Origin of the sequence: Dechloromonas sp. ARDL1, assembly GCF_051122455.1 — a bacterium.
GTDB lineage: Bacteria > Pseudomonadota > Gammaproteobacteria > Burkholderiales > Rhodocyclaceae > Azonexus.
In genome coordinates this window covers 3,250,539-3,269,204 of sequence record NZ_CP168939.1, presented here as the reverse complement: position 1 = coordinate 3,269,204, position 18,666 = coordinate 3,250,539, and the positions used below count along the sequence as shown (strand labels likewise).

Genomic DNA, 18,666 nt, shown 5'->3' with positions numbered 1-18,666 from the left:
GTCAGCCTTTGCGCATTACGGTGTTCTTGAAGTCCTGATACCACTGCCACATCTGTTCGCCGTAGGGGCCGGGGCGGCCGGTGCCGACCGGCTGACCGTCGAGCCTGGTGATGGCCAGAATTTCCTTGGTCGAGGACGTCATCCAGACCTCGTCGGCGGCGCGAAGTTCCGCGTCGCTGATTTCACGAATCTCGAGGGCTTGCCGATGCGTTTCGGCCAACTCCAGGATGACGTCGTAGGTGATGCCAGGAAGCATCAAGTGGGTTTTGGGCGGAGCGATCAGCACACCGTTCTTGACGATGAAGATATTGGAGGCAGCGCCTTCCTTCATTCGCCCGTCGCGGATCAGCAGTGCTTCGGCGCAGCCTTGTTCGACGGCCTGCTGGCGTGCGAGTACGTTCGCCAACAGGGAGACAACCTTCAAGTCGCAGCGCGACCAGCGCAGGTCGGGTACGGTGATGGCCGCCACCCCTTTGGCACGGACTTCGGCCGAGGTCGTGACCAGGGGCGAAGCGAAGGCGAAGGCGGTCGGCGGCACGGTGGCCGGCGGGAAGGCGTGGTCGCGCTTGTCGTCAGCTCCGCGGGTGACCTGCAGGTAAATTGACTGGTCTTCCCACGGGGCATTCTCAACGAGCTTGAAAACAACGGCTTTCCAGGCATCGGCCGTCAGCGGATTGGCGAGTTGGATGCCGTCCAGTGTGGCCTGCAGGCGGTTGAGATGCTCATCGATGCGGAAGGTGCGGCGTGAGTAAACCGGGATGACCTCATAGACGCCGTCCCCGTACAGGAAGCCGCGGTCGAGCGGCGAGATGCCCGCTTCCGCCAAGGGCAGGAAACGGCCATTCAGGTAGACGGGGTCGGCGACGTAAGGTGTCATGCGTTTAGTTGAACCACAGGCGGATGGTGTCGATGATGCGAATGAAGATATTGCCGAGTTCGATTTTTTCAAGCGCCAGAACCGGATATTCACCATACGGCTTGTCTTCGACGGTGACCTTGACGACGCCCAGTTTCTGGCCGATCTCGATCGGCGCGATCAGGCGCGGCTCGGCGACGAATTCGGATTTCACCTTGTCGGCGTAGCCTTTCGGGACGGCAATGCCCAGATCGTTCGGGAAGCGGGCCTTGATCTCGCTCTGGGCGCCCTTCCAGACGCGCAGCTTGGCAATTTCCTGATCCTTGGCGAAGAGCGCGACGGATTCGTAGGAAATGAAGCCCCAGTTGAGCAGCTTCTGCGACTCGCTGGCGCGGGCATTGTCGGATGCCGTGCCGAGCATGACCGAGAGCAGGCGGCGCTTGTCGCGCAGGGCAGAGGAAATCAGACAATAGCCGGCGGCATCGGTGTGGCCGGTCTTGACGCCATCGACAGTGGGGTCGATGAAGAGCAGGCGGTTGCGGTTCGGCTGGGTGATGTTGTTGTAGCGGAATTCCTTCATCGAATAGTACTTGCCGTACTCAACCGGGAAGTCGCGGATCAACGCCGAGGCAAGCAGCGACAGGTCGCGTGCCGTGGTGTAGTGGTTGGCGTCGGGCAGGCCGGTCGAATTCGTGAAGTGGCTGTTCGTCATGCCCAGGCGCTGTGCTTCGCGGTTCATCATTTGCGCGAAGTTTTCCTCGCTGCCGGCAATGCCCTCGGCCAGCGTGACGCAGGCATCGTTCCCGGATTGCACGATCATGCCCTTGATTAGGTCTTCGACCGGAACCTGGGTGTCGACGCGGATGAACATCTTCGATCCGCCGGTGCGCCAAGCTTTTTCGGAAACCGGCAGCGGCTGGTCGAGGGCCAGGGTTTTCTTGTGGATGGCCGCGAATGTCAGGTAGGCCGTCATCAGCTTGGTCAGCGATGCCGGTTCGAGACGGTCATCCGGCTTTTCGGCGGTCAGCACCTGATTGGAGCCGAGATCAAGCAGTAGCCACGATTTGGCGGCTAGTGTGGGTGGAACGGGAAGTTGTTGGGCGAAGGCCGGGGCGGCGAGGGTGATACTGAGCAGAAGGACTGCCGTCTTGCGAAACAGCGACATGGTTTTTTTCTTTGGAGGTGCGTTGGGGGAGATCAATTATACCCTTGGCTCGGAGGTGTCCTGAGCCGCTGCCGCGCACAAGGCTTCGACGGCGGGATGGCGAATCCGGCGTTCGCTGGAGATGGCGTAGATTTGCTCGCTAACGCCTTGCATGGCTCCCAGCGGCCGGGCATCGAGCTGTTGGGCAACTTGCGCGACGAGGGCGAGCGGTGCGGGGAATATGCCCAGCCCACCCCGACCGAAGGTATTGAGCAACGCGCTGTCCTCAAATTCGCCGACGATTTTGGGACGAACTTCGGCGATCTCCAGCCAGCGGTCGATGCGGCCACGCAAGGCGTTGTGACGGGTAGGCAACAACATCGGTGCGCCATCGAGCGATGCCGGAAAATCCTTACCGTAACGTTCAACCAGGGCCGGGGTGCCGAACAGTCCGGTGGCAAACTCACCCAGTCGGGTACTGAATACTTTCAGGTTGCCGCCTACCGGTGCGGCACGATCGGTCAGTACCACGTCCAGTCGATGCAGGGCGAGGTCGGCGAGCAGCGTTTCGAATTCCCCTTCATCGCAGATCAGGCGGACATCGGCCGGCATTTCGGTTACTGTGGATAGCAATCGGTAGGCAAGGAGCTTTGGAATGCCATCGGAAATGCCGGCACGCAGGCGCAAGGTCGATTCGCTGTCGCTATGCTGGATCGCGTCGACCAATGCGTCGCCAAGCTGAAAAATCTGGTCGGCGTAGCCAAGCGCAATGCGGCCGGCGTCGCTAAGAACCAGGCCGCGCCCTTGGCTGTTGAACAGGGCTTTGCCGAGTTGCCGTTCGAGCAGCGATAGTTGCCCGGATATGGTCTGGATGGCGACTCCGAGGCGATCGGCGGCGCGGGTGATGCTGCCTTCCTGGGCGACAACCCAGAAGTAGTGCAGGTGTTTAAAATTGATTTGGCTCATGAGTTCAACAGAAAAAAACGAAGTAATAGTTAATTTTGCTCCGGTTTTATTGATTGTTGCAATGCAATACCATCGAGGCCGTTTCTCTTTGGAGGATATAGTCTATGAAACGCATCGTTCTGTTCTTGCTGACCAACCTGGCCGTGATGCTGGTGCTCAGCGTCGTGACCAGCCTGCTCGGCGTCAACAAGTTCCTGACCGCCAATGGCCTCAATGTCGGCATGTTGTTCGTGTTTGCCGCTGTGATCGGCTTCGGTGGCGCCTTCATTTCGCTGCTCATGTCGAAGACCATGGCCAAGTGGAGCACCGGCGCGCAGGTCATTGCGCATCCAAGCACATCGACAGAGGTCTGGCTGGTCGATACCGTCGCCAAGCTGAGCCAGAAAGCAGGTCTGCCGATGCCTGAAGTGGCGATTTACGACGGCGAGCCGAATGCCTTCGCGACTGGCGCGACCAAGAACAGCTCGTTGGTTGCCGTCTCCACAGGCTTGCTGCAGAGCATGACCCGTGAGGAGGCCGAGGCTGTACTGGCCCATGAGGTCGCGCACATCGCCAACGGCGACATGGTGACGCTGACCTTGATCCAGGGCGTGGTCAATACCTTCGTCGTTTTCCTGTCTCGTGTTGTCGGTTATGTCGTGGATAGTTTCCTGCGGCGCAATGACGAGGAAAGCAGCGGCCCAGGTATCGGCTACATGGTGACCAGTATTGTTTGCGAAATCGTCTTCGGTATCCTGGCCAGCATCATTGTCGCGTGGTTCTCCCGTCAGCGTGAGTTTCGTGCCGATGCGGGTGCCGCCAGTCTGATGGGTTCGCCGACGCCGATGCAGAATGCTTTGCGCCGGCTTGGGAACTTGCACACGGAGCCGTTGCCCCAGAGCATGGCGGCTTCCGGGATCGCGGGTGGCAAGGGGGGATTCATGGCTTTGTTCTCCACTCATCCGCCGCTGGAGGAACGAATTTCTGCTTTGAACGGTCGTTGAACGCGGTAATAAAGCGAATCCATGAAAAACAAGCTTAAAAATTGGGTGGCACTGCTGGGCATGGGAAGCTCCCTGGCTTTTGCTCAGGCGTCGTATGACTTGCCTCGCCTTGAGTCGTTGGCCCTTGAAACCAGCCGGGCGGTGCAGGCCATGCGCGACCAGGTGCAGTCGGCTCAGGCGGGGGTTGTCACGGCAGGTGCCTTCCCGAATCCGGAAGTCGAGTATCTGGGCGGTTCGGCGCGCCCGCGCGGTGTCGGCGGTACTGCCGGAGATGCACGCAGCGTGATGTTGACGCAGCCGCTGGATATGCCATGGGTACGCGGCCCGCGGATTGGTGCCGCGGAAGCAGTGGTTGCCTCGACGCAGGCTACGGCTGAGGTATTTAATGCCGATGTGATTGCCCGTTTGCGCGTACGCTATTTCGACGTCTTGCGGCGCGAGGCCGAGTTGAGGAACGCGCGCCTGGATGCGGAGTTGGTGGAGGGTGTGCGTTCGCGTATTGCGCTGCGCGTCGAGACGGGTGAAGCCCCGCGTCTGGAGCTGATGCGTGCTGAAGCCGAGTCGTTGAACGCGGAGAAGTCCGTTCAAGCGGCCACCTTCCGTGTCCAGCAGGCAAGAGCCTTGCTGCGTCAGGCAGTTGGCGATGCCTTGCCGCCAGACTTTGCGCTTGAGGGGCAGCTTTCGAATGTGCCCGAGTTGACTGAACTCGAGGGGGCGCGCCTGCAAATGCAGAGCACGAGCCCCGATCTGGCGCGTAGTCGCGCCGAATTGCAGCGGGCCGAACGCGTGCTGGAGCTCGAGCGCAAGAAGCGCTGGCCGACCTTCGCCGTGAAGGCGGGGCGCGATCAGGATCCGGATGTGCAAACTTCCCGCGTCGGGCTGACCATGAGCATCCCCCTATGGGATCGTCGCACCGGGCCGGTTGCCGAGGCCGAGGCGCAACTGGCGAGGGCGCGCAATGAGTTGCTTGCACAGGAGTTTGCGCTTGGGCAGTCCCTGGATTCGGCCTATCAGGTATATGGTATTGCACGGGCACAGGTGACCGCCCTCGAGTCGGGCATTGTCCGGAAAGCCGAAGCGGCCCTCAAAGTGGCGGATGCTGCCTATCGCTTTGGTGAGCGCAGCTTCCTGGAGGTTGTGGATGCTCAGCGCGTGTATCGCGCGGCCCGAGCCGAACTGATTTCGGCGCGCCATGAATTGGCTGCTGCCTGGGTGGAAATTGAACGACTACGGGCATTGCCCGGAGGTAAATCAGAATGAAAAAAGCAGTCATTGCGCTGTTGGTCGCCGGGTTGCTGGCCGGATGCGGCGAAGAAAAGGACTCGCATTCCAAGGCGGTAGCAGCGGACCCGTTGTCGGTAACGCCTGCTGCGGAGCTGAACAGCCAACTCAAGGTACTTGAGGTTGCGAAGGAGTCGGTCGCCGAGATGCTGCGGGTGACGGGCAATATCGATTTCGATGAGCAGCGCGTCGCGCGCATCGGTGCTACCGTCACCGGGCGCGTGGTCGAGGTGGATGTTTTGCCGGGGCAGGATGTGAAAAAGGGCGAGTTGCTCGCCCGTTTGAACAGCAGCGAGCTCTCCAGTCAGCAGTTGGCCTACATGAAGGCTCGTGCCCAGCTGGAGCTGAATCGCCGTGCGGCGGAGCGGGCCAAGGCACTGCTGGCCGCGGACGTGATCGGGGCGGCTGAGCTGCAGCGACGGGAAAGCGAATATCAGATCTCCGTCGCGGAAACCCGAGCGGCAGCCGATCAGCTACGCTTGCTCGGCTTTTCGGAAGCGGCATTGAACCGTCTGGGCGCTCAGGGGGCGGTGGATTCGGTTACGCCGGTCTCTGCCTCGCGTCAGGGTACGGTCGTCGAGCGTCGCGTAGCCGTGGGGCAGGTGGTGCAGCCGGCCGATACGCTGTTCGTGGTTGCTGATCTGTCGCGGGTCTGGGCGCTGGCGCAAGTGCCGGAGCAGCAGATCGGACAGGTTCGCGTCGGCCAGCAGGTGAGCATCGAGGTGCCGGCACTGGGGAACGAGCGGCGCGTCGGCAAGCTGATTTTTGTCGGTCACACGGTCGATCCCGAAACACGTACGGTTCTTGTTCGCACCGAATTGGACAACCGTGACGGCGCCTTGAAGCCCGCCATGTTGGCAACGATGCTGATCGAGGCGCGGCCAAGCGACAAGTTGGTGGTGCCGGCCAGTGCAGTCGTGCGTGAAGGTGAGGAGGAATTCGTATTTGTCGTCGGCGACGGTGGTCAGTATCGCCTGACCAAGGTCAAGCTGGCACCGGAGCATGGCGGGCGTCGCGTCGTGATATCCGGCCTCAAGGGCGGCGAGAAGCTCGTTGTCGAGGGGGCGTTTCACTTGAACAATGAGCGCAATCGCCTGGCTGCGGAGGGGTCATGATCGAGTCACTGGTTCGCTCGGCACTGGCGCAGCGCCTGATCGTGGCGGTGATCGCCGCGATCTGCCTGGCGTTCGGGCTGGATGCCGCCCGTAAATTGTCGGTGGATGCTTTCCCGGATGTGACCAACATCCAGGTGCAGATCGCCACCGAGGCACCGGGGCGTTCACCCGAGGAAGTGGAGCGTTTCGCGACCGTGCCGCTGGAAGTGGCGATGACCGGCTTGCCGGGCCTGACGGAAATGCGTTCGCTGAATAAGCCGGGGCTTTCCCTGATCACGCTCGTATTTACCGATAGCACGAACGTTTATTTTGCCCGGCAGTTGGTGATGGAGCGGCTACTGGAAGTCGGAACACGACTGCCGCCGGGGATTACCCCGGTGCTTGGGCCGGTATCCACCGGCTTGGGCGAGGTCTTTCAATACACCCTGGAGCGACCGGATGACGGCGAGCGTGCGCTGACACAAGAAGAGTTGATGCAGCGCCGGGTTGCCCAGGATTGGGTTGTCCGCCCCTTGCTGCGCTCGATTTCCGGCGTGGCTGAAATCAACTCGCAGGGCGGCTACGCCAAGCAGTATCAGGTGTTGGTGAACCCGGACAAATTGCGCCACTATGGCATCAGTGTCGCCGACGTCTATCAGGCTGTCGGGCAAAACAACGCCAATGCCGGGGGCGGGGTGCTGCCACAGTATGCGGAGCAGTATCTGATCCGCGGTATCGGCTTGGTGCGCGACGTGGAAGACTTGAAGGTGATCGTGCTGCGCGAGCGTGGCGGTGTTCCGGTCTATCTGCGCGACGTGGCCGAAGTCGAGATTGGCCACGAGGTTCGTCAGGGCGGCCTGGTCAAGAACGGCGTCACCGAGTCGGTGGGCGGCATCGTCATGATGCTGGCCGGCGGCAATGCCAAGGAAGTGGTCGGCCGGATCAAGGACCGGGTTGACGAAATCAACGCCAAGGGCATGCTGCCCGATGGCTTGAAGATCGTGCCTTACTATGATCGCTCCGAACTGGTCGATGCGGCGCTGTGGACCGTCACCAAGGTCCTGCTCGAAGGCGTGGCTTTGGTCGTGGTGGTGCTTTTCCTCTTCCTGGGGGATGTCCGCTCGTCGCTGATCGTCGTCGCCACCTTGATCCTGACGCCGCTATTGACCTTCTTCGCCATGAATCGCCTGGGGATTTCCGCCAACCTCATGTCACTGGGCGGCCTGGCCATCGCGATCGGCTTGATGGTGGATGGTTCCGTCGTGGTCGTCGAAAATGCCTTCGCCCAGTTGGGCCGCGCCGGTCAGGCTGCGGAAAACAAGGCTCGGGTCATTCTGCGGGCTGTGGTTGAAGTTGCAACCCCCGTCATCTTTGGCGTGGGCATTATCATTCTCGTGTTCCTGCCGCTGATGACGCTGGAGGGCATGGAAGGCAAAATGTTTGCGCCGCTGGCCTATACCATCGCCATTGCGCTGGCCATCTCCCTGGTCCTGTCGCTGACGCTGACGCCGGTGATGTCGAGCTATCTGCTCAAGGCGCCTGAACACGACGGCGATCACGACACTGCACTTATCCGGGCGATCAAGCGTCCCTACGTCAAACTGCTGGAATGGGCCTTGGGCAACGAACGCAAGACCGTGGCCATTTCCATCGGTGTGTTTGTCGCCTCGATCGCCGTCCTGCCCTTGCTCGGTACGGCATTTATTCCGGAAATGAAGGAAGGCTCGATCGTGCCGGGGATTACCCGGGTTCCGAATATATCGCTCGACGAGTCCATCAAGATGGAAATGGAGGCAACCCGCCTGATGCGTGAGGTGCCGGGGGTGAAGTCGGTGGTTTCCGGCGTCGGTCGCGGCGAATCGCCGGCTGATCCCCAGGGGGCGAACGAATCATCACCGATCGTCAGCTTGCTGCCGCGTGAAGAATGGCCGGACGGCTGGGGCGAGGAGGATATTGCCAAGGCCCTGCGCGAAAAGCTGAAGGTCTTGCCGGGCGTGCAGATCGTCATGTCACAACCGATCTCGGCGCGGGTGGCGGAAATGGTCACCGGTGTTCGCTCGGATATTGCAGTCAAGATTTTTGGCGACGACTTGGATCAGTTGCGTAAGGTGGCGGGACAGATCGGCCGCATCGCGCAATCGCTCGATGGCGCCAACGACCTTCGGGTGGAGCGGGTGAGCGGTCAGCAGTATCTGACCATTGAAATCGACCGCCAGGCCATTGCCCGCCTCGGTATCAACGTCGCCGAAGTCAATGATCTGATCGAGACGGCAATTGGCGGCAAGGTGGCCAGCGAAATCTTCGAAGGCGAACGCCGTTTTCCTGCTGCAGTACGCTTGCCCGAGCGTTTCCGCAATAATATCGAAGCCATTTCGAACATCCTGATCACCTCTCGGGACGGCGCGACTGCGCGTCTGGCCGATGTTGCGAAAATACGGGTCCAGGATGGACCGGCCCAGATTTCCCGTGAGCTCGGCAAGCGCCGTATCGTCGTTGGTGTTAACGTCAAGGAGCGCGATCTGGGTGGTTTTGTTGCGGAGCTGCAGCAAAAGGTCGGCCAACAGGTGAAGCTGCCTGAGGGCTATTATCTGGAGTGGGGGGGGCAGTTCCAGAACATGGAACGTGCACTGGGGCATCTCAGCGTGATCATTCCGATCACTATCGCAGCCATCTTCTTCCTGCTCTTCTTACTCTTCAACTCGCTGCGTTTTGCGACCCTGATTATCACGGTACTTCCGTTTGCCTCAATTGGCGGCATTTTCGGTCTGCTCATGGCGGGAGAATATCTGTCCGTCCCCGCGTCGGTGGGCTTTATCGCCCTGTGGGGCATTGCGGTACTGAATGGCGTGGTCCTGGTATCGTATATCCGGGGCTTGCGGGAAGATGGGTATAGCGTGCGCGAAGCAGTCGTCGAAGGTGCCAAGCTGCGCTTCCGCCCGGTGATGATGACGGCGACTGTGGCCATGCTCGGACTGATTCCGTTCCTCTTTTCCACAGGGCCCGGATCGGAGGTGCAAAGACCCTTGGCCATCGTGGTCATCGGTGGTCTGATTACGTCGACCTTGCTGACGTTGGTTGTCTTGCCAACGATCTATCGCTGGTTTGACGAAGAGAAGCTTGAAGCATGATGGAGGAAATATCATGAAGGAAATCAAGGCCATCATCCGTCCCAATAAACTGCCGCTCCTGCGCGAAGCTCTGGTTGCCATGCCCGGGTTTCCGGGCATGACGGTGGATCGTGTCGAGGGGTGCAGCGCGCCAAATCGCCACGTGCCCGCCAAGGCAAGGATCAAGGACGAACTGACCGACTATACCCCCAAGGTTCGTATCGAAATTGTTGCTCCTGACGACGTTGCTGAAACGATTTTCCAGCGTATTACCGAGGTAGCCCAGACAGGTCACTATGGCGATGGCCTGGTCTGGATTACCAAGGTGGAAAAAGCTGCATTCGTATTTAAGACGACGCTGGGACAGGACGACAAATAGCCGGTCGTTATTACTTTCGTTTGGTGTGGAGGAATTCACGGGTATCCGCCGGAGATATCACTATCATTGAGGCTGTCAGAAACGCCCGTAGGGCAATATTGCCGTCTCAGCAGCATGGAAACTCAACTCAGTCTTGTCTCCGCCACTACCCTGATGTCTCCGGAAGACCTTCAGGAGGGTATCGCCAGCCTTTCGCGCGGCACCTACTTCGCGGAAGCGAGTTTGGACATGATGATGAGCATCCTGACCGAATCGGCTGCCAATATTTGTGGTGTTGAGCGTGCCAGCATCTGGGCGTTGACAGACGACCGGCGCGAGTTGCGTTGCCTTGGCCTTTACGAGCGTTCAAAACGCTTGCACAGCAGCGGTAACATCATCGATGCCATTGGCCATCCGGTTTTTTTTGCGGCGCTACAAAAAGGTGACTGCATTGCAGTCGACGATGTCTATGTGCATCCGGTCACCGCTGAGTTTGTCAGCTATTACCTGCCGCGTCACCGAGTGACAGCAATGCTTGCTACGCCCATCCACGTTCGCGGCGAACTGCAGGGCGTTCTGTGCCTGGAGCAGGTCGGTACCAGGCAAGCTTGGGCTGCGGCGCATCAGATTTTTGCCCAAGCCGTGGCTAATCTGGTGACCCTGGCTCTGGTCGAATACGAGGCTGGGGAGGCCAGGCGGGAGGCGTGCGCGGCGGTCGAGCAGTTGCGAGCGGTTATCAATGCTTCGCAGGATGCCGTGTTGCTTGCCGACGCTCAGAGCGGCGAAATACTCGACGTCAATCGTCAGGCGGAGGCACTGACCGGTCGTTCGCGTGCCGAGTTGCTCGGGCGTCACCATGTCAGCCTCTATTCCGTTGAGCAGCAGTCAACCGTCACTGGCGAGGTCCGCCGAATGTTGGAAGGAGGGGGGGCAGCGGGGCGTCTGGCAGCAGAGGTTCAGCGCAGCGACGGGCAGCGGATTCCGGTTAGCGTATCGGCCGCGAGAACAGATCTCAGCGATGGCCGTCGTTTGGCACTCAGCATTCTTCGGGCCGCCTAGGCCGCCACTGCGTCAATCGTTCTTTCCAGTGTATCGAGCAGAGCTAGGAGGTCTTCCCTGGCTGCACGTTCGTCAAGTTCGTTGGCACCCTGCCTGACGGCGTTGGCAAATTGGCGGGCGAGGTGCATGACGCCCCAGATCTCCAGATTTTCAGCATCCTGCGCCAGCTTGAGCGCCTCGCTGGTCAGGACATAGGCATCGGGCGGCAAAGTTGCCAGGGCGTCGCGCAGTAGATCCAATTGTTCGTGCGCCTCGCTCACGAACAGGCGATCGAGGACAGGTGATCGCTGGCTGATATCGCTGCTGCTTGCGGCAGTTTCGAGTCGCTTGGCAAAGTGTCGGGCACGCTCGGCGAATGCATCGTGTTCCAAACCAAGCGGATCGCGTAGGCACTCGATGGTGCCGGTTAGCGCGGCGATCAGGCGGGCAGGAGGGTCCCCTTCTTCCAGTCGATCCACTGCGCCGGCCAGTGCCTCGCCAAGGCGTAGGCAATCGCTGTCGACGATTTCCAGGGCGATGGTATAGAGATTGAATACGGCAGGCCGAACGCCGTCGTCAACGGAGTCGTGCCGCTGTGACCAAGCTTCTTCCAGTCGCTTGCAGGCTTCGAGCCAGCGCTCATTCAGTTGGGTAGCGAAGCGAGGTGGGCGGGATTTCTCCACCCAGGGCAGCAGGGCGGCAGTCGCATCCAGCGTTGGCGCGAGTGCAGCCCGGGATTCCTCGAGATCGTCCTCGGGAATGTCGCCCATTTTTCCTTAGTTGCCGGCCAGTTTGGAGAAGGCCGCAACGACCTCGGGCGGGGCCTGGACCAGTTCGATCAGCACGCCTTCACCGCCGATCGGGAATTCCTCGTTCCCCTTGGGATGCAGGAAGGTGATGTCGAAGCCGGCCGCACCCTTGCGGATGCCACCCGGGGCGAAGCGCACACCGTTGGCCGACAGCCATTCAACGGCCTTGGGCAGGTCGTCGATCCACAGGCCGACGTGGTTGAGCGGGGTGGCATGCACGGCCGGCTTTTTCTCCGGATCGAGCGGCTGCATCAGGTCGACCTCGACCTTGAACGGACCGCTGCCCATGGCGCAGATGTCCTCATCGACGTTCTCGCGCTCGGAAACGAAGGTGCTGGTGATTTCCAGGCCGAATTTCTCGACCCACAACGTGCGCAGTTTTTCCTTGGAAGGGCCGCCGATGGCGATTTGCTGGATACCAAGAACCTTGAACGGGCGTGTCATGACGGGATTCCTATGGTGGATTGGATGATGTAATCCATAATTATAGGGGTTTCTTACGGTAGGCAAAGACCAGCATCGCGACGCCGGCCAGGATCATCGGCAGCGACAGCCACTGCCCCATGCTGATGATGTACGATTGCCCGAATATGCCGTGATCCGGCTCGCGGAAAAACTCGGTGATGAAGCGGAAGGCCCCGTAGCCGATCAGGAAAATGCCGGAAACCGCTGCCCGCGGCTTTGGTTGACGGCTGTACAGCCACAGGATCACGAACAGTACGACGCCTTCAAGTCCGACATGATAGAGCTGTGATGGGTGGCGCGGCTGCATGTCGCCCGACTGCGGGAAGACCATTGCCCAGGGCAGGCTCGGATCGGCTACGCGGCCCCAAAGTTCGCCGTTGATGAAATTGCCGATGCGCCCTGCGGCCAGACCCAGCGGCACCAGTGGCGCGACGAAGTCCATCACGTCGAACCAATGTTTGCCATGCTTGCGCGTCCATAAGCCCATGGCGACAAGTACGCCGAGGAAGCCGCCATGAAAGCTCATGCCGCCCTTCCAGACGGCAAGAATTTCCAGCGGATTGGCCAGGTAATAGCCGGGTTCGTAGAACAGGACCTGCCCCAGTCGGCCCCCGAGAATGACCCCCAGCATGCCGTAGAACAGGAGATCGTCGAGTTGCTCCGTGCTCAGGAAGCCGGAGCGATTCTTGATGCGTAGCCGCCCGAGCAAAATAAATTGAACGAAGGCGACCAGATACATCAAACCGTACCAGCGCACGGAGAGTGGGCCGAAAGAAAAGGCGATGGGGTCGAACTGCGGGTGTAGAAGCATTGCAGGCACAGAGTGGGCTAGAATTGCCCGATTATAGTTCGCGCCCGTGACAACACCGTGGCGTTCAGTTTCGACGGAGAGAGAGTCATGCCGCAATATCGTTCCCATACCTCCACCCACGGCCGCAACATGGCGGGTGCGCGCTCCCTGTGGCGTGCCACCGGCATGAAGGATGGCGACTTCGGCAAGCCGATTATCGCCGTGGTCAACAGCTTCACCCAATTCGTACCCGGTCATGTGCACCTCAAGGATCTAGGCCAGATGGTGGCGCGTGAGATCGAGGCGGCCGGCGGCGTGGCCAAGGAATTCAATACCATCGCTATCGACGATGGCATCGCCATGGGCCACAGCGGCATGCTCTACTCGCTGCCCAGCCGCGATCTGATCGCCGACTCGGTGGAGTACATGGTCAATGCGCACTGCGCCGATGCCATGGTCTGCATCTCCAACTGCGACAAGATCACCCCGGGCATGCTGATGGCCGCCATGCGCCTGAATATTCCCGTCGTTTTTGTTTCCGGTGGTCCGATGGAGGCTGGCAAGGTCAAGCTGCAGGACAAGATCGTACACCTCGATCTGGTCGATGCCATGGTTAAGGCGGCCGATGCCTCCGTCTCGCAGGCCGATCTCGACGAAATCGAGCGTTCCGCTTGCCCGACTTGTGGTTCGTGTTCCGGCATGTTTACCGCAAACTCGATGAACTGCCTGACCGAGGCGCTCGGTCTCAGCCTACCCGGCAATGGTACCGTCGTCGCTACACATGCCGACCGCAAGCAATTGTTCCTGCGTGCCGGCCGCCTGGCCGTCGAGCTTTGCAAGCGCTATTACGAACAGGATGACGCCTCTGTCCTGCCGCGTTCGATTGCCACCCGTGGCGCCTTCGAAAACGCCATGACGCTGGATGTTGCCATGGGCGGCTCGACTAATACCGTGCTGCACATCCTGGCTGCTGCCCAGGAAGCCGGTGTCGATTTCACGATGGCCGACATCGACCGCATTTCGCGTTCCGTGCCCTGTCTGTGCAAGGTGGCGCCGATGACTGACAAGTACCACATCGAGGATGTTCACCGCGCGGGCGGCATCATGGGCATCCTTGGCGAACTCGACCGCGCCGGCCTGTTGCATCGCGATGCGCCGACCGTTCATGCCAGGACCTTGGGCGAGGCCATCGATCGTTGGGATGTCGTGCGCGAACACGACGTAAAGGTGCACGATTTCTTCAAGGCTGCGCCGGGCGGCGTGCCGACCCAGGTTGCCTTCTCTCAGGATCGTCGTTTCAACGAACTCGATCTTGATCGTACCCAGGGCTGTATCCGCAACAAGGCCAACGCCTATTCCAAGGATGGTGGCCTTGCCGTTCTCTCTGGAAACATCGCGCTCGACGGTTGCATCGTCAAGACGGCCGGCGTCGATGAGTCGATCTGGAAATTCACCGGCCGCGCTCGCGTCTTCGAAAGCCAGGATTCGGCGGTGGAGGGCATCCTCGGTGGCCAGATCGTCGCCGGCGATGTCGTTGTCATCCGTTACGAAGGCCCGAAGGGCGGCCCTGGTATGCAGGAAATGCTCTACCCGACCTCCTACTTGAAGTCGATGGGCTTGGGGAAGGCATGCGCCCTGCTCACCGACGGCCGCTTCTCCGGTGGTACCTCTGGCCTGTCCATCGGCCATGCCTCGCCGGAAGCGGCGGACGGTGGTGCCATCGGCCTGGTCGAGGAGGGCGATACCATCGAGATCGACATCCCGAATCGTCGCATCCATCTTGCCGTCTCCGATGACGTTCTCGCCAAGCGCCGCGCCGCGATGGACGCCAAGGGGGATGCCGCCTGGAAGCCGGTCGATCGCCAGCGCACGGTTTCCGCCGCGCTGCAAGCCTACGCCCTGATGGCCACCTCGGCCGACAAGGGGGCGGTGCGCGACGTTACGCAGATCCAGCGCCGCAAATGACACTGACCGTCTGGCTCGGGTTCCTGCTGGCGGCGATCCTGATCGCCGTCACGCCCGGGCCGGGGGCCGTGATCAGTATGAGCACCGGTGTGCGGCACGGCTATGCTGCGGCTCTGGTCGTCATCCTGGGCTTGCAAGCCGCATTGCTCCTCCAGTTGTTGGTTGTTGCCCTTGGCTTAGGGGCTTTACTCGCCGCATCGGAGGCCGCCTTCTCGGTCATCAAGTTTCTCGGTGCGGCCTATTTGCTTTGGCTCGGCATTCAGAAATGGCGAGCTCCTGTGCTTCCCGTGGATAGCAAGCTGCCGGCGATTCCTCGAAAGGGATTGTTTATCCAAGGGGTGTTGGTCAACTTGACCAATCCGAAGGCGATCATCTTTATTGGTGCATTGGTCCCACAGTTTGTCGATCCGGCTTTGCCGCAGGTGGCGCAATACGGAGAGATCGCTGCTACTCTCTGCCTTACGGACGTGGTGGTGATGTCGGGATATGCCCTGGCCGCGGAACGTCTTGGTCGCTGGCTGCACGATCCGCGCAGCATACGTCTGCAAAACAGGTTTTTCGGTGGTCTGTTTGTTTCTGCTGGCGCGTTGCTGGCCATCTCTTCCCGCCCCTCTTGAGGCAGCTGTCAACCTGGTGGCGAGCGAATCGTTATCTCCCCACGGGTGTCCGAACGGCGTAGCTCTTCTCCCTGTTTGCCAGGGGCCGAAAAGGGTTTTATCATCCGATGCTGTTATTTCCACCAACCCGATGAACGGAGCGAGAGAATGAAAGCTGTTTACATTGCCATGATGGCAGCCGCAGGTGTCGTGATGGCCGGTCAGGCGCACGCCGATGAGGCGCTGGCCAAGGCCAAGAACTGCATGTCCTGCCACGCAGTCGACAAGAAGCTGGTTGGCCCGGCGTACAAGGACGTTGCCGCCAAGTACAAGGGTGATGCCAAGGCTCCGGCTGCTTTGGCTGCCAAGATCAAGGCGGGCGGCAAGGGTGCATGGGGCGAAATCCCGATGCCGCCGAATAACGTTACCGAAGACGAAGCCAAGAAACTGGCTGCCTGGGTTCTGTCCCAGAAGTAATTCAGTTTCAAATTCGCGAAAAGCCGGCTATATGCCGGCTTTTATGTTTTTGGGTGTTGACAGGGTGAGGCGTCGTCTGGATAATCTCGGGTTCTTCCGGAGGGATACCCAAGCGGTCAACGGGAACAGACTGTAAATCTGTCGGCTCAGCCTTCGAAGGTTCGAATCCTTCTCCCTCCACCAGATTTAATGCTGTAGCGGCCTGTGCTGCGGGCGTAGGGTTTTGCGGGTGTAGCTCAATGGTAGAGCTGAAGCCTTCCAAGCTTAAGACGAGGGTTCGATTCCCTTCACCCGCTCCACGACACGGTACGGCTGGAGTTTTAAGGTAGGCCCATGTGGCTCAGTGGTAGAGCACTCCCTTGGTAAGGGAGAGGTCGGCAGTTCGATCCTGCCCATGGGCACCACCGATTAGCTTGGATTCTGGATTTTTATTTATCTGATTATTGAGGAACTGGAATGGCTAAGGAAAAATTCGAGCGTACGAAACCGCACGTGAACGTTGGCACGATTGGTCACGTTGACCACGGCAAGACCACGCTGACCGCTGCGATCACGACTGTGCTGTCGGCCAAGTTTGGCGGCGCCGCCAAGAAGTACGATGAAATCGACGCTGCCCCGGAAGAAAAGGCGCGCGGCATCACCATCAACACCGCCCACGTCGAATACGAAACCGCCAACCGTCACTACGCCCACGTTGACTGCCCGGGCCACGCTGACTACGTCAAGAACATGATTACCGGTGCCGCCCAGATGGACGGCGCCATTCTGGTCTGTTCCGCCGCTGACGGCCCGATGCCGCAAACCCGTGAGCACATCCTGCTGGCTCGCCAAGTTGGCGTGCCGTACGTTCTCGTGTTCATGAACAAGTGCGACATGGTTGACGACGCCGAGCTGCTCGAGCTGGTCGAAATGGAACTGCGCGAACTGCTCTCCAAGTACGACTTCCCGGGCGACGACACCCCGATCATCCATGGCTCCGCTCTGAAGGCCCTGGAAGGCGACCAGTCCGAAATCGGCGAACCGTCCATCTTCCGCCTGGCTGATGCCCTGGACTCCTACATCCCGACCCCGGAGCGCGCAGTCGACATGCCGTTCCTGATGCCGGTCGAAGACGTCTTCTCCATCTCTGGTCGCGGCACCGTTGTGACCGGTCGTGTTGAGCGCGGCATCGTCAAGGTTGGCGAAGAAATCGAAATCGTCGGTATCCGTCCGACCCAGAAGACTACCTGTACCGGTGTGGAAATGTTCCGCAAGCTGCTCGACCAAGGTCAAGCTGGCGACAACATCGGCGCCCTGCTGCGTGGCACCAAGCGTGAAGACGTCGAGCGTGGTCAAGTCCTGTGCAAGCCGGGCTCCATCACCCCGCACACCCACTTCACGGGCGAAGTGTACGTTCTGTCCAAGGACGAAGGTGGTCGTCACACCCCGTTCTTCAACAACTACCGTCCGCAGTTCTACTTCCGTACGACCGACGTGACCGGTGCGATCTCGCTGCCGGAGGGCGTTGAAATGGTCATGCCGGGTGACAACATCCAGATGACGGTCAAGCTGATTGCACCGATCGCCATGGAAGAAGGTCTGCGCTTCGCCATCCGCGAAGGCGGTCGTACCGTCGGCGCCGGCGTCGTCGCCAAAATCATCGAGTAATCGATTGTAGTAATAGTTGCAAGAGCGCTCTGGGAAACCGGGGCGCTTTAGTGTCTCTGCAGCAGGGGTGTAGCTCAATTGGTAGAGCGCCGGTTTCCAAAACCGAAGGTCGGGGGTTCGATTCCCTCCGCCCCTGCCACTCTCTTTAAAGATCGCGAACGTCATGGCTAACAAGATCAAGTTTGCGCTAGCGCTGGTTATTCTGGCTGCTGGCGTGGCTGGCTTCTACCTGCTCTCGGAGCAGGCAATGATTTTGCGCGTCCTGGCGGTCCTCGTTGGGTTGGCGCTGGCAGTTGTCGTGGCTTGGAAAACCGAGCCGGGTCAGCGCTTTTTTGTTTTTGGCAACGAGGCGGTCGTCGAGGCCAAGAAGGTTGTCTGGCCGACGCGCAAGGAAACCATGCAAACCACCGGGGCGGTGTTCGCCTTCGTTGTGGTCATGGCGATCTTCCTGTATCTGACTGATAAGAGCCTTGAGGTTGTCCTGTACGACTGGGTGCTGGGCTGGAAGAAATCATGAGCAAACGTTGGTACGTCGTACATGCCTACTCCGGCTTCGAAAAGAGTGTGATGCGCGCCATTCAGGAGCGCATTACCCGCTTGGGTATGCAGGATAAATTTGGCCGGATTCTCGTTCCGGTTGAAGAAGTGGTTGAAATGAAGGGTGGCCAGAAGGCTATTTCCGAGCGCAAGTTCTTTCCGGGCTATGTGCTGTGCGAAATGGAGATGGATGACGATTCCTGGCATTTGGTAAAAAACACTCCGAAGGTTACGGGCTTTGTGGGCGGTACGGCCACCAAGCCGACACCGATTTCCCAGAAGGAAGTCGACAAGATCATGCAGCAGATGCAGGAGGGGGTCGAGAAGCCCCGTCCTAAGGTGCTGTTCGAAGTGGGCGAGGTCGTTCGCGTCAAGGAGGGGCCGTTTACCGACTTCCATGGCTCGGTCGAAGACGTCAACTACGAAAAGAATCGCCTGCGCGTGTCGGTGACCATTTTTGGTCGCGCTACGCCGGTCGAGCTCGAATTCGGTCAGGTTGAAAAAGCCTGATACAGGTTTAGGGTCCGCCGGAAACCTCGATTTCGGCAAGAGG

At 59.9% G+C, this 18,666-nt stretch carries 18 protein-coding genes and 4 tRNA genes; 16 read left to right on the top strand and 6 right to left on the bottom strand.

From position 1 onward, the window contains the following. Position 1: 1 nt before the first annotated feature. Genes AB6Q56_RS16285 through AB6Q56_RS16275 form a run of 3 tightly spaced genes read right to left on the bottom strand, consistent with a single transcriptional unit; the run spans position 2 to position 2,966 of the window. Complete coding sequence (locus tag AB6Q56_RS16285) at positions 2-877, bottom strand: D-amino acid aminotransferase (protein ID WP_434514101.1); 876 nt, start codon at positions 875-877, stop codon at positions 2-4. A gap of 4 nt (positions 878-881) precedes the next feature. After that, complete coding sequence (locus AB6Q56_RS16280; RefSeq protein ID WP_434514100.1) at positions 882-2,021, bottom strand: D-alanyl-D-alanine carboxypeptidase family protein; 1,140 nt, start codon at positions 2,019-2,021, stop codon at positions 882-884. A gap of 36 nt (positions 2,022-2,057) precedes the next feature. Next, entirely contained in the window at positions 2,058-2,966 is a 909-nt protein-coding gene (locus tag AB6Q56_RS16275) for a LysR family transcriptional regulator (RefSeq protein WP_434514099.1), read from the bottom strand. A 104-nt stretch (positions 2,967-3,070) separates the two neighbouring features. On the opposite strand from AB6Q56_RS16275, the gene htpX reads away from it, so the two are divergent. The 6 genes from htpX (at position 3,071) to AB6Q56_RS16245 (ending at position 10,848) form a co-directional block, all read left to right on the top strand. Next, positions 3,071-3,949 carry a protease HtpX gene (gene htpX / locus AB6Q56_RS16270; RefSeq protein ID WP_434514098.1) on the top strand — a complete coding sequence of 293 codons (879 nt, stop codon included), beginning with the start codon at positions 3,071-3,073 and terminating at the stop codon, positions 3,947-3,949. 21 nt (positions 3,950-3,970) lie between these two features. Continuing rightward, on the top strand, positions 3,971-5,209 hold the full coding sequence (locus AB6Q56_RS16265; RefSeq protein ID WP_434514097.1) for a TolC family protein: 1,239 nt from the start codon (positions 3,971-3,973) through the stop codon (positions 5,207-5,209). Further along, the gene (locus AB6Q56_RS16260) at positions 5,206-6,345 is read left to right on the top strand and encodes an efflux RND transporter periplasmic adaptor subunit (protein WP_434514096.1); all 1,140 of its coding nucleotides are present in this window, start codon (positions 5,206-5,208) and stop codon (positions 6,343-6,345) included. The genes AB6Q56_RS16265 and AB6Q56_RS16260 overlap by 4 nt, the downstream gene beginning before the upstream one ends. Then, positions 6,342-9,452 carry an efflux RND transporter permease subunit gene (locus AB6Q56_RS16255; protein WP_434514095.1) on the top strand — a complete coding sequence of 1,037 codons (3,111 nt, stop codon included), beginning with the start codon at positions 6,342-6,344 and terminating at the stop codon, positions 9,450-9,452. The genes AB6Q56_RS16260 and AB6Q56_RS16255 overlap by 4 nt, the downstream gene beginning before the upstream one ends. A gap of 13 nt (positions 9,453-9,465) precedes the next feature. Continuing rightward, positions 9,466-9,810: a P-II family nitrogen regulator gene (locus AB6Q56_RS16250; protein WP_434514094.1), complete on the top strand. Its 345-nt coding sequence runs from the start codon at positions 9,466-9,468 to the stop codon at positions 9,808-9,810. 114 nt (positions 9,811-9,924) lie between these two features. Next, positions 9,925-10,848, top strand: coding sequence for a PAS domain S-box protein (locus AB6Q56_RS16245; protein WP_434514093.1), 924 nt, complete (start codon positions 9,925-9,927; stop codon positions 10,846-10,848). Here the strand turns inward: AB6Q56_RS16245 and AB6Q56_RS16240 are convergent. Genes AB6Q56_RS16240 through lgt form a run of 3 tightly spaced genes read right to left on the bottom strand, consistent with a single transcriptional unit; the run spans position 10,845 to position 12,912 of the window. Next, on the bottom strand, positions 10,845-11,597 hold the full coding sequence (locus AB6Q56_RS16240) for a hypothetical protein (protein WP_434514092.1): 753 nt from the start codon (positions 11,595-11,597) through the stop codon (positions 10,845-10,847). The two genes, AB6Q56_RS16245 and AB6Q56_RS16240, sit on opposite strands and share 4 nt — an antisense overlap. A 6-nt stretch (positions 11,598-11,603) precedes the next feature. Then, the gene (locus AB6Q56_RS16235; RefSeq protein ID WP_434514091.1) at positions 11,604-12,080 is read right to left on the bottom strand and encodes a VOC family protein; all 477 of its coding nucleotides are present in this window, start codon (positions 12,078-12,080) and stop codon (positions 11,604-11,606) included. A 40-nt stretch (positions 12,081-12,120) separates the two neighbouring features. Further along, a complete protein-coding gene (lgt, locus tag AB6Q56_RS16230; RefSeq protein ID WP_434514090.1) occupies positions 12,121-12,912 on the bottom strand; it encodes a prolipoprotein diacylglyceryl transferase in 792 nt (263 codons plus the stop codon). Positions 12,913-12,999: 87 nt separating this feature from the next. On the opposite strand from lgt, the gene ilvD reads away from it, so the two are divergent. The 10 genes from ilvD to nusG all read left to right on the top strand — a co-directional run bounded on the left by ilvD (position 13,000) and on the right by nusG (position 18,623). Continuing rightward, the gene (gene ilvD / locus AB6Q56_RS16225) at positions 13,000-14,856 is read left to right on the top strand and encodes a dihydroxy-acid dehydratase (RefSeq protein ID WP_434514089.1); all 1,857 of its coding nucleotides are present in this window, start codon (positions 13,000-13,002) and stop codon (positions 14,854-14,856) included. Then, complete coding sequence (gene rhtB / locus AB6Q56_RS16220) at positions 14,853-15,473, top strand: homoserine/homoserine lactone efflux protein (RefSeq protein ID WP_434514088.1); 621 nt, start codon at positions 14,853-14,855, stop codon at positions 15,471-15,473. Before ilvD ends, rhtB begins: the two co-directional genes overlap by 4 nt. A gap of 147 nt (positions 15,474-15,620) precedes the next feature. Continuing rightward, on the top strand, positions 15,621-15,929 hold the full coding sequence (locus AB6Q56_RS16215; RefSeq protein ID WP_434514087.1) for a c-type cytochrome: 309 nt from the start codon (positions 15,621-15,623) through the stop codon (positions 15,927-15,929). 98 nt (positions 15,930-16,027) lie between these two features. Beyond that, a tRNA-Tyr gene (locus tag AB6Q56_RS16210) sits at positions 16,028-16,112 on the top strand. A gap of 42 nt (positions 16,113-16,154) precedes the next feature. Continuing rightward, a tRNA-Gly gene (locus tag AB6Q56_RS16205) sits at positions 16,155-16,228 on the top strand. Positions 16,229-16,258: 30 nt separating this feature from the next. Then, a tRNA-Thr gene (locus AB6Q56_RS16200) sits at positions 16,259-16,333 on the top strand. Positions 16,334-16,385: 52 nt separating this feature from the next. After that, positions 16,386-17,576 carry an elongation factor Tu gene (tuf, locus tag AB6Q56_RS16195; protein ID WP_275707748.1) on the top strand — a complete coding sequence of 397 codons (1,191 nt, stop codon included), beginning with the start codon at positions 16,386-16,388 and terminating at the stop codon, positions 17,574-17,576. 63 nt (positions 17,577-17,639) lie between these two features. Continuing rightward, positions 17,640-17,715: transfer RNA gene (locus AB6Q56_RS16190), tRNA-Trp, on the top strand. A gap of 24 nt (positions 17,716-17,739) precedes the next feature. Beyond that, entirely contained in the window at positions 17,740-18,093 is a 354-nt protein-coding gene (secE, locus tag AB6Q56_RS16185) for a preprotein translocase subunit SecE (RefSeq protein WP_434514086.1), read from the top strand. Continuing rightward, the gene (gene nusG / locus AB6Q56_RS16180; protein ID WP_434514085.1) at positions 18,090-18,623 is read left to right on the top strand and encodes a transcription termination/antitermination protein NusG; all 534 of its coding nucleotides are present in this window, start codon (positions 18,090-18,092) and stop codon (positions 18,621-18,623) included. The genes secE and nusG overlap by 4 nt, the downstream gene beginning before the upstream one ends. Positions 18,624-18,666 lie beyond the last annotated feature (43 nt).